At 48.0% G+C, this 16005-nt stretch carries 15 protein-coding genes; 6 read left to right on the forward strand and 9 right to left on the reverse strand.

The window, feature by feature from the left end; all coding sequences use genetic code 11:
- Positions 1-48 precede the first annotated feature (48 nt).
- The 7 genes from BAZ21_RS10240 to BAZ21_RS10270 form a co-directional block, all read right to left on the reverse strand.
- Positions 49-705, reverse strand: a complete 657-nt coding sequence (locus BAZ21_RS10240) for a methylthioribulose 1-phosphate dehydratase (protein ID WP_068499601.1) — start codon at positions 703-705, stop codon at positions 49-51.
- A complete protein-coding gene (locus BAZ21_RS10245) occupies positions 706-1383 on the reverse strand; it encodes a 2-hydroxy-3-keto-5-methylthiopentenyl-1-phosphate phosphatase (RefSeq protein WP_068499603.1) in 678 nt (225 codons plus the stop codon).
- A complete protein-coding gene (locus tag BAZ21_RS10250) occupies positions 1380-2591 on the reverse strand; it encodes a 2,3-diketo-5-methylthiopentyl-1-phosphate enolase (RefSeq protein ID WP_068499605.1) in 1212 nt (403 codons plus the stop codon). The genes BAZ21_RS10245 and BAZ21_RS10250 overlap by 4 nt, the downstream gene beginning before the upstream one ends.
- Complete coding sequence (proC, locus tag BAZ21_RS10255) at positions 2588-3454, reverse strand: pyrroline-5-carboxylate reductase (protein WP_068499607.1); 867 nt, start codon at positions 3452-3454, stop codon at positions 2588-2590. Before proC ends, BAZ21_RS10250 begins: the two co-directional genes overlap by 4 nt.
- A 39-nt stretch (positions 3455-3493) precedes the next feature.
- Positions 3494-4786, reverse strand: a complete 1293-nt coding sequence (locus BAZ21_RS10260) for a glutamate-5-semialdehyde dehydrogenase (protein WP_068499610.1) — start codon at positions 4784-4786, stop codon at positions 3494-3496.
- Between the two features lie 12 nt (positions 4787-4798).
- Positions 4799-5905 (reverse strand): glutamate 5-kinase, encoded by a 1107-nt coding sequence (proB, locus tag BAZ21_RS10265; protein WP_068499612.1) that lies wholly within the window; start codon positions 5903-5905, stop codon positions 4799-4801.
- Between the two features lie 341 nt (positions 5906-6246).
- The gene (locus BAZ21_RS10270) at positions 6247-7428 is read right to left on the reverse strand and encodes a pyridoxal phosphate-dependent aminotransferase (RefSeq protein ID WP_068499614.1); all 1182 of its coding nucleotides are present in this window, start codon (positions 7426-7428) and stop codon (positions 6247-6249) included.
- A gap of 176 nt (positions 7429-7604) precedes the next feature.
- Here BAZ21_RS10270 and BAZ21_RS10275 point away from each other — a divergent pair, with 176 nt between their 5' ends.
- Positions 7605-8423 (forward strand): carbon-nitrogen family hydrolase, encoded by an 819-nt coding sequence (locus BAZ21_RS10275; RefSeq protein WP_068499615.1) that lies wholly within the window; start codon positions 7605-7607, stop codon positions 8421-8423.
- A 97-nt stretch (positions 8424-8520) separates the two neighbouring features.
- A complete protein-coding gene (locus tag BAZ21_RS27820) occupies positions 8521-8715 on the forward strand; it encodes a hypothetical protein (protein ID WP_256020422.1) in 195 nt (64 codons plus the stop codon).
- Positions 8716-9000: 285 nt separating this feature from the next.
- On the opposite strand, the gene BAZ21_RS10280 is transcribed toward BAZ21_RS27820, so the two are convergent.
- Positions 9001-9771, reverse strand: coding sequence for a YukJ family protein (locus BAZ21_RS10280; RefSeq protein WP_068499616.1), 771 nt, complete (start codon positions 9769-9771; stop codon positions 9001-9003).
- A 507-nt stretch (positions 9772-10278) separates the two neighbouring features.
- Here BAZ21_RS10280 and BAZ21_RS10285 point away from each other — a divergent pair.
- The 3 genes from BAZ21_RS10285 (at position 10279) to BAZ21_RS10295 (ending at position 12830) form a co-directional block, all read left to right on the forward strand.
- Complete coding sequence (locus BAZ21_RS10285) at positions 10279-11229, forward strand: helix-turn-helix transcriptional regulator (protein WP_068499617.1); 951 nt, start codon at positions 10279-10281, stop codon at positions 11227-11229.
- Positions 11230-11329: 100 nt separating this feature from the next.
- Positions 11330-11989: an NAD(P)H-dependent oxidoreductase gene (locus BAZ21_RS10290; protein WP_068499618.1), complete on the forward strand. Its 660-nt coding sequence runs from the start codon at positions 11330-11332 to the stop codon at positions 11987-11989.
- A gap of 64 nt (positions 11990-12053) precedes the next feature.
- Positions 12054-12830, forward strand: coding sequence for a DNA/RNA nuclease SfsA (locus tag BAZ21_RS10295; protein WP_068499619.1), 777 nt, complete (start codon positions 12054-12056; stop codon positions 12828-12830).
- Positions 12831-12967: 137 nt separating this feature from the next.
- Here BAZ21_RS10295 and BAZ21_RS10300 read toward each other — a convergent pair whose 3' ends face one another.
- Positions 12968-13885: a LysR family transcriptional regulator gene (locus BAZ21_RS10300; RefSeq protein ID WP_068499621.1), complete on the reverse strand. Its 918-nt coding sequence runs from the start codon at positions 13883-13885 to the stop codon at positions 12968-12970.
- A 240-nt stretch (positions 13886-14125) separates the two neighbouring features.
- On the opposite strand from BAZ21_RS10300, the gene BAZ21_RS10305 reads away from it, so the two are divergent.
- Positions 14126-15742 carry an alkaline phosphatase gene (locus tag BAZ21_RS10305; RefSeq protein ID WP_068499624.1) on the forward strand — a complete coding sequence of 539 codons (1617 nt, stop codon included), beginning with the start codon at positions 14126-14128 and terminating at the stop codon, positions 15740-15742.
- The last annotated feature ends 263 nt before the right edge of the window (positions 15743-16005 follow it).

Here is a 16005-nt window from a genome sequence, read left to right on the forward strand (position 1 = left end):
GATAGGATATGAAGAGGAGAGGACATCATGTCGCAGGGGGTGCATTTTTCATTTTGAACTTTTTAGCAGCAGATAGCGGTACGTCGTTTCAAACAAAAATTCAAACGCCTCCAGGTGCTTTTTAGCTTCAAACACATCACGTCCCCACGCATAAATGCCGTGATTACGCAATAAAATGCCCGGAACCCGCTCATTCAGCACGCCCGGCACCAGCTTGGCAATCGAGGCGATATCGGCATAATTCGGCAGCACGGGAATGTGGATGGCAGCATTTTCTTCCCAAATGTTAAAAGCCTTAATCAGCTCGATTCCTTGCACAGGTACAGAGCCCTGCTCCCCGTAATACTCTGAAATCAGGTTGTTAAACACGGTATGCACATGGAAAACGGCTCCGCAGCCTGTCAGGCGGTAAATTTCACAATGAATCAGCGTTTCGGCACTCGGCTTGAGGTTTGTGCTTTCTGCGGCTTTCCCGTATTGGTCAACAAACAGAAAATCTTCCGGTGTCCGCTTTGTCTTATCCTTGCCGCTGGCGGTAACTGCAAAATAAAATTGTTCGGGCTGAAAATCACCGATGCGGATCGACAAATTGCCGCTCGTGCCGGGGAACCAGTTGCGAGATGCAAATAGCTCCTTGACATCGGCGAGCTTTTCCAATGCGCGGCGTTTTTCTTCCAATGTAATGTCTGTCCAGCTAAAGCTCATTTACAGCACCCCTTGCTTCTGTTTTTGCTTTAAATCCTCGATAATGTCATCAAATGTTTCAAAGGGTACATGCGGTACGCCAAGCTCTTGACACTTTAATGTCAGGTGCGAGCGGGAGTACACCAGGTCGGCAATTTTGGCTCCTTCAAAATCCGTCAGGCTGTCGCCGATCAAGATTCGTTCGTACTGTTCGGCAGGGTATTGACGAATGATGGTCGTTTTGCACATGCCGCAGTCATTTGTACACGGCTTCTCACATGGATGCGGCCACGTAATCCGGATGTTATCTCTGGAGAAATCTGCTCCATTACAGAAGATATGATCCTGTGGGACATCGAAAGGCTTAAGCAATGGGTCAATAAAAAAATCAATGCCGCCGCTGGTGACGAAAAATTCAATCTGCTGCTTCCGTACACAGCCCAAAAAGCGTGCAAAGCCCTCGCGTATACCCGCTTGTCCAAGTACATATGAGATGATTTCGTCCTTTTGCGCCGAAGGCATGAGGGCAAACATGGCACCTACGCCTTCACGAATGGAGGTATGTCCGTTTACGATATGATGCATGATGGGCTCATAGCCTTCAGGCTGAAAATGCTTCATGATAGCGACAATATTGTCGCTGTTCGTAATCGTCCCGTCAAAGTCGCAAAAAATGACGGGCTTCTTGGATGAACTCATTGTTCGCCTCCCCACGTATCAAGTGCGGATTGCAGCTCAGCATGAGAGCGGGCGTATTCTGCCAGCGGTACATTCTGCTGCACCGCCTCAATCGCCTGCACAAAAGCGCGTCCGCCAGCTTGAGTGCCCATCGGATGACCGTGAATGCCGCCTCCGGCGTTGACCACAACGTCCGTACCAAAGTCACGTACAATTAACGGCACCAGGCCGGGATGAATTCCTGCGGAGGGCACAGGCATGCTGGCCTTCAGCGGCAGCTCCGGGGTGATCAGCTCATCGCGGATCGCCATGTTTTCCTCTCGCGGCATCGTCACCGAGCCGTAAGGAGAAGGGAAGAGCACGAGGTCAGCGCCAGCCAGCCGCATCAACTGACCGAGCAGCACGGACGCCGAAATACCGTAATGCGGCGATGGATAGACAGCACCCGCCAATGAAGGGTGGGCGGCAATCGGTACGGAGACAGCAGGATCGCTGCTGAGCTCATGCAGCACATCGTAGCCGTAGGCCAGCACGTTGAACAGCAGCGCGTTCGCGCCTGCGTCGATGGCTTTGAGGGCCTGCGCCTTAAGCTGTGAGGTGGGGCCGGTCAAATTAGCTGCATACAACAGCTTTTTACCGGTTTCACGCTCAGCCGCCTCGGCGGCTTTGATGCAGGCTTCGACGCGTTTTTCAATCGGTGTCAGTGCATTTTCGAACCAAATTTCGTCGTCCTTGATCAGATCGACGCCAGCGAGAGCCTGTCGGGTAAATTGCTCGCTCAGCTCGTCCAGATTCAAACCGATCACCGATTTGAAAATGCTCATGAGCAACGGGCGATCATACACGCCGAGACGCTCACGCAAGCCCTCGATGCCAAATTTCGGTCCCGGAAAAGCGGAACGGAATGCTTCCGAGAAGCCCAGCTTCGTCAGCTTGATTCGACCGTCCATCGAAATTTTGCCGAAGACCGTCACCAGCAGCGCGGGAATGTCCCGGCTGAAATTGATGTCCGGGTAAGCGATGGTCAGATCGGCATAACGTTCACCGGGGCCTCCATCATGAACCTCCACGGATTGAACCGAGCCCAGATGCTTTTGCATCTCGTCCCGCTTGGCTTGCGGAAGCTCGGTCCAGCTGCCCACCGTCATGCCGATGGCAATGGATTGGGCCTTTTTATTAAAATCGGCTTTGTCATCGTATACCCGGTAGGTCGCCAAGCAATAGCTCATTCAATTCCCTCCTTTAGTACAGCTCCCATCTCACGGGATCGTTCAGCACAACGCTGCACCGCCGCAATCACGGTTTCATAGAAATCGCCTTTGTCCAGTGTCTCCAAAGCGGCTACCGTCGAGCCATTGGGTGACATGATTTTGTGACGCAGAGCAGAAGGCTCCTCTCCGGTTTGTTGTACCATACGTGCCGCCCCAAGCGCGGTTTGGACTGTCAGCTCGTGCGCTTGCTCAGGGGTCAAGCCACCACGAATTCCACCCGCAATCATGGCTTCCATCAAATAGTAGATATAGGCAGGACCGCTTCCAGAGATCCCGGTTAAAATATCCATTTTCTCTTCTTCTACCACAGTCACCGTACCTACAGACTCGAACATGGTGAGCACATTTTTACGCTGGTCTTCGCTGATCTCCTTGGAAAAGCTGATGCCTGTCGCTCCCAGCCCAATCGAGCTGGAGGTGTTTGGCATCGTCCGTGCGATGGGCTGTTTGCGGCCGAGCAGCGTTTGCATCGTACGAATGGACAGTCCGGCGATCAGCGAAATGATCAGTTGATCATCTGACAGGAGCGGGCCGAGCTGTCCCAGTGCCATAGCAGCATCCTTGGGCTTCATGGCAAGCACGATGACCGGAGAACGGCGCAGCAGTTCGGTTTTGGCGGCTTCCTCGGTTTGGAACAGCACCCCATATTGCTGCTGGAGTTCTTCAAGCCGCGCCTGATTACTGCGGTTGATAACGGTAATACCGCCACGTTTGACGACGGAACGAGCCGTCATTCCACGAATGATAGCCTCTGCCATTGAGCCTGCTCCGAAAAAAGTAATTTGCTCGTTAATTAAAAACTTCGTTTGTGATTCACACATTGATTTATAACCTCCAAGGATACGGATTGATTTATGATATTATTCCCTGATTTGCCCAGTACCGTACACACGGTATTTGGTTGAAGTCAGCGCAGGCAGACCCATAGGGCCGCGGGCATGTAATTTTTGGGTGCTGATCCCGATCTCAGCGCCAAACCCAAATTCAAAGCCATCGGTGAAGCGGGTAGAGGCATTGTGATAAACAGCCGCCGCATCCACTTCCTGAAGGAAACGTTCGGCATGGGCTGTATCCTCGGTGACAATACATTCCGAATGCATCGTACCGTAACGGGCGATATGCTCAAGTGCTTCGTCCAGTCTGTTTACCACCTTAACGTTCATAATGTAATCATTATATTCGGTGCCGTAATCTTCCTCCGTAGCTGGAACCGCCCAAGGAACCAGTGTGCGTGTCCGTGCGCAGCCGCGCAGTTCGACGCCAGCATCACGGAAGCGATCGGCCAAGCTTGTTAAGTGTACCTGTGCAAAATCGGCGTGAACGAGCAGCGTTTCCATAGAGTTGCACACTGACGGTCTTTGCACCTTGGCGTTCAGCGTAATGGCTTCAGCCATCTGTGTATCCGCCGTAGCGTCCAAATACGTATGGCATACGCCTGCGCCGGTTTCGATGACAGGCACGGTAGCGTTCTGAACAACGTTTTGAATGAGCGAACGTCCCCCACGTGGGATGATCACATCCAGCAGACCGTTCAAAGTGAGCATTTCATTGACGGAGGCACGGTCTGAATCTTCAATCAGTTGAAGCGCCTCGCGGGGTACGGCTGTTGTGTCCAGCGTCTGCTGGAGCACTTCAATGATTTTGCGGTTGGAGGAAAGGGCCGCCGAACCACCGCGCAGCACAACCGGATTGCCTGTTTTCAAGCACAGACCCGCAGCATCTACTGTTACATTCGGACGGGCTTCATATATGATGCCGATGACACCCAGCGGCACACGTATTTTCTCAATCCGCAGACCGTTAGGACGTTCGATATGCTCCAGCGTGTCACCGACTGGATCAGGCAACTCGGCAATTTGGCGCAGTCCTTCGGCAATAGCTCCGATTCGCTCCTCGGTCAGCTTGAGACGGTCGAGCAGCGATTCCGACGTTCCCAATTCCCGTCCACGCTGCAAATCATCACGGTTCGCTGCAATCAGCTCTTCGGTATGGCTCACCAATGCCTCTGCCATAGCGAGCAAGGCTTCATTTTTTTGTGCTGTTGTCAGTCGGTTCATGGCTCCGGCACTTTTTTTGGCCAAAGTCGCTTTGGCCCGTACTTCACTGAACTGGTTTTCCTCTGTTGCAGCTGTGTTCGTCGTTAATTCACTCATGTTATGGCCTCCCTACATATATAGTGTAATCCATTCATCCCTGTGGATCACCTCAAGCCGGTGAATGGGACCGATTTTGCCCACAACCTCGCCGCTGGGTAATCCTTGTACGATTCGAAGCTGTTCATCGTCATAATTGACGATGCCGCGACCTAACACCTTATTTTCCGGCCCCAGCACCTCTACGACATCTCCGGCATGAAAGCTGCCCTCGACACGTCGTACGCCAACGGGAAGCAGACTGTGGCCCCCGTGTACCAACGCCTCCTCAGCCCCGTGGTCTACATGCACTGTACCCAGAGGGGTGGACATAAAACCAAGCCATTGCTTTTTCATCGGCAGTGAAGAGAGGTGAGTGTCAAAATAAGTTCCCGGCCCGTGTCCTTCAACGGCTGCATCCAGATCGCCGTTAGCACTGACACGTCCTACATACACAGGCACACCGCCGCGCGTAGCCACCTTGGCAGCTTCGATCTTGGATCGCATGCCGCCCGTGCCTACTGCTGAGCCGGAGCCTCCAGCGAGTGCATAAATCTCCTCCGTAATTTCGTCGATACGTTCAAAGCGTACGGCGTTCGGATGCTTGCGCGGGTCTGCCGTATATACGCCATCAGTATCTGTAATGATGATTAAATGCTGGGCTTTGACCAGATTGGCGACCAGGGCTGAGAGCATATCGTTATCACCGAATTTCAATTCGTCAATCGATACGGTATCATTTTCGTTAAAGATCGGGATGACCTGCTGGCGCAGCAATTCTTCCACGGTCATTCCAGCATTATTCATCCGCTTGCGGCTCAAAAAGTCACTGCGGGTCAGCAGGATCTGCGCGCTCACCAAGTCAAAATCTTTAAATGCCTGTTGATAGGCCTGCATGAGAAGAGCTTGACCTACGGCCGCTGCCGCCTGCTTTTCATGCAGCAGCTTAGGACGAAACGGGTACCCGATCTCCCGGAACCCGGCGGCTACTGCGCCCGATGTGACCAGCAGCACTTCATGACCTTTTGCACGAAGCAAGCTGATTTCCCTGGCGAAATAAGCGATGGCTTCCCGGTTCAGGCCGCCTTCCACTCCAGTCAGGGAGCTGCTTCCGATTTTAATGACGATTCGTGTTGACAAGACGTCCACTTCCTTAATGTGTACTCTTTTTTAATGCAAAAAAACTTCCATCCTTTGTATGCAAAGGACGAAAGTTTATACTTCCGCGGTACCACCTTCATTGATGATTCATGATCATCCCACTTGAAACCTGTTAACGGCAGGCACCGCCTGATTACGCAGGACGCTCGGGGGTAGGAGTTGGGAGAGAATCCAGGTAAATTCTTGCAGCCTATCGGAATTTACTCTCTGAACAGGACGAGTCTCTCTTAATAATCCCTTCAACGCGCTAAATGATATTGGATACAGAATACCACGAAAAGGTCGAGTTTGGCAAAGAAGTTGTCGCTGGAAAATAGGGCTTAACGAAATAAGTTCAGCTTGCCGATTCGTTCAGCAGCCTCAGATAGCCTGGCTTCCGAGCTAAGCAGCCCCGCCCTCACATATCCTTCACCGCCACTGCCGAAGCCGATCCCTGGAGCGACAGCTACCTTGGCCTCACGCAGCAGTAGATCGGCAAAGGTGGTCGAAGTGTAGCCCTGCGGTACAGGCAGCCAGCTAAAGAAGGAGCCCTTTGGGCGTGTGGCCTTCCAGCCGATTTGTCCAAGTGCATCATAAAAAGCATTACGACGTGATTCATAGCGGGCCACCAGCTCGCCTACACAATCCTGCGAGGACGTCAGAGCTGTCGCTGCTGCTGCCTGAATGCCTCCAAACAAGCTTACATAAATATGATCCTGCAGCAGGTTAATCATGGAGATGATTTCAGCATTACCGAGCGCAAAACCGACGCGCCAGCCCGCCATATTGTAGGTTTTGGATAGCGTATAAAACTCAATTCCTACGTCCTTGGCCCCCTCGGCCTGGAGGAAGCTGATCGGACGTTCGCCGTCAAAGCCGATCGCACCATAAGCAAAATCACTGGCAACCACAATCCCGTTGCGCTGCGCGAATTCGACCGTTTCTTCGTAGAAGGAAAGTGGGGCAGTTGCCGAGGTCGGATTATTCGGATAGTTGAGAAACATCAGCTTGGCACGGCGGCGCTCTTCTTCAGAAATAGCCCCGTAATCGGGCAGAAAACGGTTTTCTTCCTTCAATGGAAGAAAAGACATCTCTGCTCTAGCCAAGGCTACGCCTGACCAGTAATCCGGATAGCCGGGATCAGGGACAAGGCATACATCGCCGGGATTGAGCAAGATTTGCGGCAATTGCACCAAACCTGTTTTTCCGCCAAACAAGATGGCGACCTCGGTTTCCGGGTCTAGCATCACACCGTAATCCTCCTGATAGCGCTGTGCTATGGCTTCTTTGAGAAAGCCATAGCCGCGAAAAGGCGAATACTTATGATAAAGCGGGTTGTCCGCTGATTCCTGCAAGGCTTTTACAATATGAGGTGGGGTAGGTGTATCCGGGTTCCCTTGTCCGAGATTAATGACATCATGCCCCGCCGCAATTTCACGGTTTACATTTTGTACAAGTGTGGCAAAAAATTGAGTGGGTAGCTGTTTCATCACGTCAGCGGAGGGAATGGAAAAATGACTCATGCATTCACACGACCTTTTGGAATAGTTTGAGGATTAATTTATCATGATTTTACCGAGTTGTATAGGGAGATTTAGGCCTGGACGGTTGCGTGCCAGAGCTTGATCGGGCTATGATGGGAGAAAATACTGGATCAGCAGTCACCGTATGCTCCGGTTAACAGGGAGGATGAACGATTTTGACATATCCAGAAGCTCAGCCGTTCCGTGTTGCACTTATACAAGTTCATATTGAACTTGGAAATCCATCAGAAAACCGCAATCATATACGTACTTTAATGGAACAGGCGGTAACAGCCGCACACAAGCCGGATTTGATTGTCCTGCCGGAAATGTGGAACACGGGCTATGCCCTGGATCGCATTCATGAGCTGGCGGACAAGGAAGGGGCAGTGACCCGGGAATGGATAGCTGCATTTGCCGCCACGCATCAGGTGAACGTGGTAGCCGGGTCGATTGCAGAGAAAAAAAGCGATGGTCATGTGTACAATACAATGATTATTTTTGACCGGACAGGAGCCGAGGTGGCTTCGTATTCCAAAATCCATTTGTTCCGTCTTATGGAGGAAGAAAAATATTTGCAGCCTGGTGAGGAAAAGGTTTTGTTCACGCTGGATGGCGGGATTCAGGCGGGGGCGTCGATCTGCTACGATATCCGTTTTCCGGAACTGGCTCGCAGCCTGGCCTTGTCTGGCGCCAATCTGCTTATCGTACCCGCGGAATGGCCTCATCCCCGGCTCCATCACTGGCGTACCCTGCTGACCGCACGGGCCATTGAAAATCAAATGTATGTCATTGCCTGTAACCGGGTTGGTCGCAGCGGGAACACCGATTTCTTCGGGCATTCCCTCATCATTGATCCGTGGGGAGAGATTATTGCCGAGGGCGGAGAGCAGGAGGAGATTATTACAGGAACGATAGAGTCAGCCTTGGTGCAGGATGTGCGTGGGCGTATTCCGGTATTTGAGGATCGTCGTCCCTCTTTGTATGACCGATAAACGTCGTTCTGTTTAGTCGTCCTGCATAATAGAAAGGAACGAGTTTTTCACCGTCTGACTTGGGCTGTGTGTCGCCTATAACGGGTATTGTTTTGCCATGGGTTTCGTACAGGAGGCGTTGTTAACGCTGTCTATGGCGGAGGCCAATCTGGTCTATCTGGAAAATGCGGCGGATATGCTCACGACAATCCTGAACAACCAGATTATTATGCTGACGTCGATTGGCGAGCTGGATAAGGCTTTAAAGGAAGTGATCGGCGTATTACCGCAAATTGGTCTATCTTTTACGTGAAAAATAGTCTGCATTCCCTCGTTTTTCACAAAATCGGCCGATAATCTGGCAATTGAATACTCCAAAGTGTGCAAAATTTTGTGTAAACCAACTCTATGCTCAAAACAAAACCGGCAAAATACAGGTTAAAGCTCCTGATTTTCCGGTTTGTTTGTATGTGCCAAAACGTATTGTGGTGCCGGATACCGCCTTCCATACTGAATTTATAAGGAACGACAATTCAGAATACGAGGTGCAGGCAAATGATGACGGGCAGAGCCTCTGGATGTGATGGCGATCTGACACTTATCCTACGGGGACAGGCTCATCTCTTTGCAGCTCGACTTGAACAGTACTGTATTTGCATGCTCCCAGAGGATGCCCGTCTTGATCGATGCTACCTTGCAGCGGTTTCCCGTGATCGTCTGTGCACCATGACTGGCTTTGAAAGGCCAAGAAATAAGCAATCCATTTATTCTCCGTTGTGAAATGGACCAGAAAACAGCCGTCATGGAAAATGTCATTTTCCTCCGGTGAATATTTGCTGTTCCCTTGATTCATATGGATGTTGTGAACGCCAAGGCCGTTTCCCGTAAAATGCGTACCGTAAGCGTAAATGGTCGCATCCTCATTATTCAGCGCCTTGTGCATGTATTTATCAATAAAATCGTATAAGTCATTGTTTTCACCGGGAGCTGTAAAAGGCACAATCTCCATTTTATTGGGGTCAAATAACCCGCTGCGAATGAAATCGACGGCAATGTCTGCATTTACATTCTGATGATAATTGATGTCATGAAAACCGGAGTTCATCGTTGGCAAAATGGTAATGGCTTGTGCATTATAGTTTTCGTCGCTGTAATAAAGCGACCGGGGAAGGTCTGGATCAATGGACTGAACGTTGATGGGGAGCTTATATTTTTTCCCATGATCCGCCTCGACAACGATATTGTAGTGGGGAGACTGGTCATTTTCCGGATCTTTATGAATGTCAATGACGCGGCCGATTAATACACCATATCTTGAATTTGCGCCTGAGCCTGAACCTCTTCTCGAATTTCTTCTTGAATCAGACATGTTTACCTCCAAATATGTGATTTTTTGTACCTAAATATTTTTCTCTGTAGTGAGCAGGATTATTCAATAGAATTTAATTGACATTAATAGAAGAATATCTTATTTTCTCGAAAAAAGTGAACAGCAATGATATGGGTGAAGCGGATGATTTTGGTAAGCTCATGTTTGGCTGGGATGAAGTTACGATATAACGGGACGAACAACGATAAATTTAAATGTCCGCTAATATGAAATGGGAAATGAAATAATATTCTTGTCATTCATGAGATAATGTTCTCGCTTATCATCCGACAATTGCGCCACCTGATAATAGAATAGAAGATATCGTAGTCAAACAATCCTTTCTGATTCATTCAAAAGCTTCGGCAGATGTCAGGGATCTTTTGGCCAAGTATTAAAGCCCTACAGACATATAGTTGTCAGTAAGGTTTTAATATAATAATTTGAAAGTAGGATATCTATGCATCTCTCAAGCCTACTCGCAAGCTAGTAAAGGAAGGGATATTATTGAATAAAACTGAAAGACAGTTTGCTATTGTCTTAGAATTACAACGAAATAAGTTGCTAAAGGCCGAGGACTTAGCGCAAAGATTCGAGACCAGTGTACGAACTATTTATCGGGATGTCCAAGCTCTAAGTGAAGCTGGCGTTCCTGTTATAGGATCTCCTGGGTACGGCTACTCCTTAGTAGAAGGTTACTTTTTGCCACCAGTAAGCTTAACCGTCGAAGAAGCAGTGGCCCTTTTGATTGGAGCAGAGTTTGTAGAACAAAGCTTTGACAACCAATATAATGGAAATGCCCGTTCTTCACGAGGAAAAATAGAAGCTATTTTGCCTGAGCCGATAAAATATGAGGCTGCTCGTGTGCGCAACAATATCCGTCTTCGAATCGCAACAGAAAATAATGAGCTTCAGGTTGAAGAAAAAAGAAATATGGCTATTATCCGTCAAGCTATGCTGGATGGAAAAAAAATTCGGTTCAAATATTCAAAGCGAGTACCTGAAGAGGATGGTAGCCGTGAGACTACACGAACTGTTGCCTCTTACGGATTGGTTTTTGTACAAGGGGGGTGGTTGATAGTATCCCAATGTGATTTACGCAACGATATTCGTCATTTCAAAGTCTCCAGGATGAGCAATGTGACCATAACAGACGAAAAATACGAAATTCCTGCTGACTTTGACCTCCACACTTATCAACCACTCGATGATCGAAATGTCCAAGTTCGGGTATGGTTTAATCTCAACATTGCAGACAAAGTGAAAGAGGCAAACAATTATTATATGGAGGACGCAGAATTGCTTTCCGAGGGTTTGTACGTTAAGTTTAGGGTCCGTCAGCCAGAAGAGTTGTTACAATGGTTACTTGGCTGGGGAGCAGATGCAGTGGTCATCGAACCTCTTTCTTTCAAGCAGAGAGTTAAAAAAGAAATTGAAAAAATGCAAAAACGCTACTGACACACTGATGTCAGTAGCGTTTTTGTAATATTACATCATAGAGGAACTGATAGAGCTACTTCTCATAATAAAATAATTCGAAAATCAGGAGGAAATCATCTTGAAGAAAACTGTACTTTATATTACTGCTCATCCACTTGATCCACAATCTTCCTACAGCTTGGCTGTAGGTAAGGAATTCATTGATACGTATCGCGAAGCAAATCCGGAAGATGAAATTGTTCATTTGGATTTGTTTAACATGGATGTACCGGTAGTAGACGCTGATGTCCTGAGAGGACGGCATAAACTTTTTGAATGGAGACAATCCGGTTCGACTACTCCATTCCATGAAATGCTGTCCGAAGGCGAGCGAGTTAAGATGGAACAAATCGATAAGCTTTGTGATCAATTCATAGCAGCAGATAAATATGTCATCGCTTCTCCGATGTGGAATCTTACAATTCCTCACGTATTGTTAAATTATACGAATTGTCTCGTTGTACCTGGAAAAACTTATCGTTATACAAATATGGGTCCTGTTGGACTTCTGAATGGTAAGAAGTCTCTTCACATCCAAGCTTGCGGTGGTGTCTACACTGAAGGACCTACTGCTTCAATAGAGTCCGGTCACGCTTATATTCGCACAATTATGCAGTTCATGGGCGTAACTGATAATGAGAAATTGTTCGTCGAGGGAATGGCGCAAACTCCTGAAAAAGCCAACATTATCAAAGAAGAAGCTATTGTAAAAGCAAAAGCATTAGCAAAACAATTTTAATTGATTATTATAATACTTCCAGAGAAAAAATTGAAGAAATTGTTATTTAAAGGTGGATTGCTTGGTGAGTGATACAGACATTATTTTTTCTTCTCCGCTTATAGAGGGAATTATCTTGAAGAGAAATAGTCAGTTTACAATGGATGTAATGGTTGAAGATGAAGTGGTTAAATGCCATTGCCCAACCACAGGAAGAATCGGTGAATTGGATTTACCTGGAATCCCATGCCTTCTGTCCAATAGTGACAGTGCAAATAGGAAAACACGATTTACAGTGGAGGCAGTATCCCTGGACCTTCCACAACAAGAACAAAAAACATGGATTGGTATCAATCAAAATGCTGCGAATCGATATGTCGAGCATTTTTTAATGAAACGTCAATTTCCGGAAATGGTTTCCGATTATGATGATATACAGCGAGAACGATGGTTAGGACAATCCAAATTAGATTTCTTGGCAGGAGATACTTATTTAGAAGTCAAGACACCTTTGCAAAATTTAATCTTAGATTACCCGCCGCATATCAAAAGGAAAAAGATAACTCCCTTTAACTCGACAGATCGCTTTATTAAACATATAAATGAGCTTGCCAACAGCTTAGAAAACCATCAACGAGCTATCTTACTGTCATGCTTCATTTATTCCTGTTCTAGTTACAAGGTACCTTTAAATGCCCCTAACTCGGACTATATTCATGAACAGGTGAAACGATGCATAAAGAAAGGGGTTGAGATTTGGCAGGTGAATTTTACGATTACTAAATTCGGAGTATCTCTTGAGCGATACTACAACACTACGAATAACTTTTTGGATGGAGGATCGGCTTTACAGGGATTATAGTTTTTTATGTTAAAGTCCGCCAGACTCAGGACGACCCTGATCACGACCAAGCGAGGACAGGCACTCTGGGATCACACAGGACCGTCTTCTTCTCTGGCTTTAGCCGGGAAGGAAGACGGCCCTTTTCGTATTCGCAGCTACTTTTGAGAAAGCTGCTTGACCGTTTCCCGGAAAGTATCAATAAAGGCTTCGGCAGCTTTGGACAGGTAACGTCCGTTGCGGTAAGCGATGGCTAAGGTACGGCTTGGCGTCGGTTCGGCCAGAGGCAATAAGGCCGGAACGAACTCGCTGCTGGCGGCCCGGGCGATAAAACGGGGGACGAGCGTCACCCCCATACCTGTCGCTACGAGCGATTGGAGGGTCTCCATGTTGGTGCTTTCAAACACCACATGAGGTTCAAAGCCCGCCTGATGGCACAAATCCATCGTCAGCTTGCGAAAGCCCTGCCCTTTTTTCAGGACGACAAAAGGTTCGTCTTTTAGCTCCTCCATATGCACAGGCTGCGGCTGATCACCGTTTTTACGCAGGGCTAGGGGGTGACCTGGGGGAACGGCGAGATCAATCCATTCTTCACCGATAGGCACATAAGAGAGTGTAGGTTCTACCAAAGGGAGAGACAATAGGCTGAGGTCGGTATCTCCACTGGCGGTTTTTTTCTCCAGATTCATGGATGAATCCTCGACCAGCACGATTTCAATGTCGGGATGAGCCTTTTTGAATATAGGCAACACATGCGGCAGCAAATGAGAGCCCGTAATCGGCATGCTGCCAACGACGACCTTCCCTTTGCGGAGCTGGGAAATATCGTCCATTTCCTGCCGGAGCTGCTCGACCGCATCGACGATTTTTTTGGCTTTTTCTACAAAGCTTGCGCCTGCATGTGTTAATTCCACCGTGCTTGTATTGCGTTGAAATAACAGCACCCCGAGTTCCTTTTCCAATTTGGACAATTGCTGGCTCAGCGAAGGCTGAGCAATATGCAGCTTTTCTGCTGCGCGCGAGAAGTTCTTTTCCGCCGCAATTTGCAGGGTGTATTGAAGCTGTCTGAATTCCATCGAATTTTGGGCTCCTTTTCTTATAAGATTCACCTATTACATCATAGATTGATTATACAATATTAAAATTAAATTCCCACTCCCAATCCTTTTCATGTGTCACAACTGTTATATAGATGAAGCGTTTTTTTTCACAAACAAGACTTTTAATATAGATAGACAGCTCTCTTGACATTCTCCTTACAAAATACAATTAATCTTAGTTCTGGTTAGACAATAAAGTGTCTGGGAGGAAAATGAATGCTAAAATGTTGGGGAATACATACAAAAAAATCGGTAGCTGCACTGGTAGCAACGATGATGTTAGCGGTTAGCGGTGGTACGGTGATGGCGGCCGAGAAAGACACGTCGATTAAAAATGTAATTATTCTCATTCCCGATGGAATGGCTAATGACGCCACTGCACTGGCCAGATGGTATAAAGGCTCTTCCTTAACGCTCGATAGCATGGCCAGCGGGATGGTTCGTACACATTCTGCAGATGCGCCGATTGCAGATTCCGCTCCGGCGGGGACTGCTTTTGCCACAGGACATAAATCTCATACCGGCTATGTAGGCGTCCTGCCTGATGAAGCGACCATGCCCGGAGAGCAGGCCATTGCAGCAGGTGATGCCAAAAAGCCTGTAGCCTCCATCCTTGAGGCTTCCAAGCTGGCAGGCAAATCGACCGGGATCATTGCGACTTCGGAGATTATGCACGCCACTCCGGCAGATTTTACCGCACATTACCCTGACCGTAAAAACTATGATGCACTCAGTATGCAGCAAGTCTATAACGGTGTTGATGTTGTGCTAGGTGGCGGGGGCAAGTTCCTGGAAGCATCCGAACGTAAGGATGGGCAGGATTTGGTTGCTCAAATTAAAGACCAGGGCTATGACTTTGCCACAACACCTGAAGGCTTAAAGAAATCAACCTCTAGCAAGCTCTGGGGCAGCTTCGCTCCAGAAGCCCTTGCATACGATCTGGATCGGGATGCTTCGAAGGAACCTAGTCTGGCAGAAATGACAACGAAAGCGATTGATGTGCTGTCCAAAAACGATAAAGGCTTCTTTTTGATGGTCGAAGGCAGTAAAGTGGACTGGGCAGCACATGCAAACGACCCAACGGGTATTATCAGTGATGTGCTTTCGTTTGACGATGCGGTGAAGGTCGCTTTGGACTACGCCAAACAGAACCAAAATACGGTTGTTGTAGCCGTAACAGACCACGGAAACGGCGGATTGACGATCGGCAGCAGCAATACGACTAGCAATTACGACAAAACGCCTTTAGCTTCCTTTATTGATCCGCTGAAAAAAGCGAAGCTGACGGGTGAAGGATTGGAAGCCAAGCTGAATGCAGACCGCAGTAACATTAAAGAAGTGCTGTCGACGTATTTCGGCATTACGGATTTGACGGACGAAGAAGTAAAAACCATTAAGGATGCCAAAGAAGGCAGCATGAACTATGCTGTCGGGCCGATGATCAGTAAGCGTGCGAATATTGGCTGGACGACAGGGGGGCATACAGGTGGTGATGTCGTGTTGTACACGTATGCGCCAAACGGAGACCGTCCATCTGGTGTCATCGACAACACGGATGTCAATAAATACATGACACGTGTCCTCGGACTGGATTTGGATACGGTCAGCAAGCAGTTGTTTGTACCTGCGAAAGCCGCTTTTGAAGCTAAAGGAGCCAAGTTCACTGCGGATACGAAAGTCATTACCGTGACCAAGGGCAGCAACAAGCTGGAGCTTCCTGTATACAAAAACATCGCTACGCTTAATGGTAAAGATTCCACGCTCAACGGTGTGGTTGTGTTTAACGGTGTTGATTATTTTGTACCACAGCAGGCGATTGATTTGATTCAATAAAATAAACATAACGTTCGACAAGAGCTGTTTCTTCCCTAAAAGGAGGAGACAGCTCTTTTGTGTCTCTTTTTGTGCTGCTGCTTTTTGTGCTTAGGCAATTATGTATTTTTTGAGGCAAAGAGCGGAGCTGGAACTTAGAAAATGGGATATTTTGTGAAACTAGTCACGTTATATCTCCACTAATGTTGCTAGAATTATACATGTACGATACAAGCTGCTGACGAAGTGAAGTCCGGATGGACGAGGGAAGAAGGGATGAGCCA

The organism is Paenibacillus kribbensis, assembly GCF_001705305.1.
Classification (GTDB): domain Bacteria; phylum Bacillota; class Bacilli; order Paenibacillales; family Paenibacillaceae; genus Paenibacillus; species Paenibacillus kribbensis_B.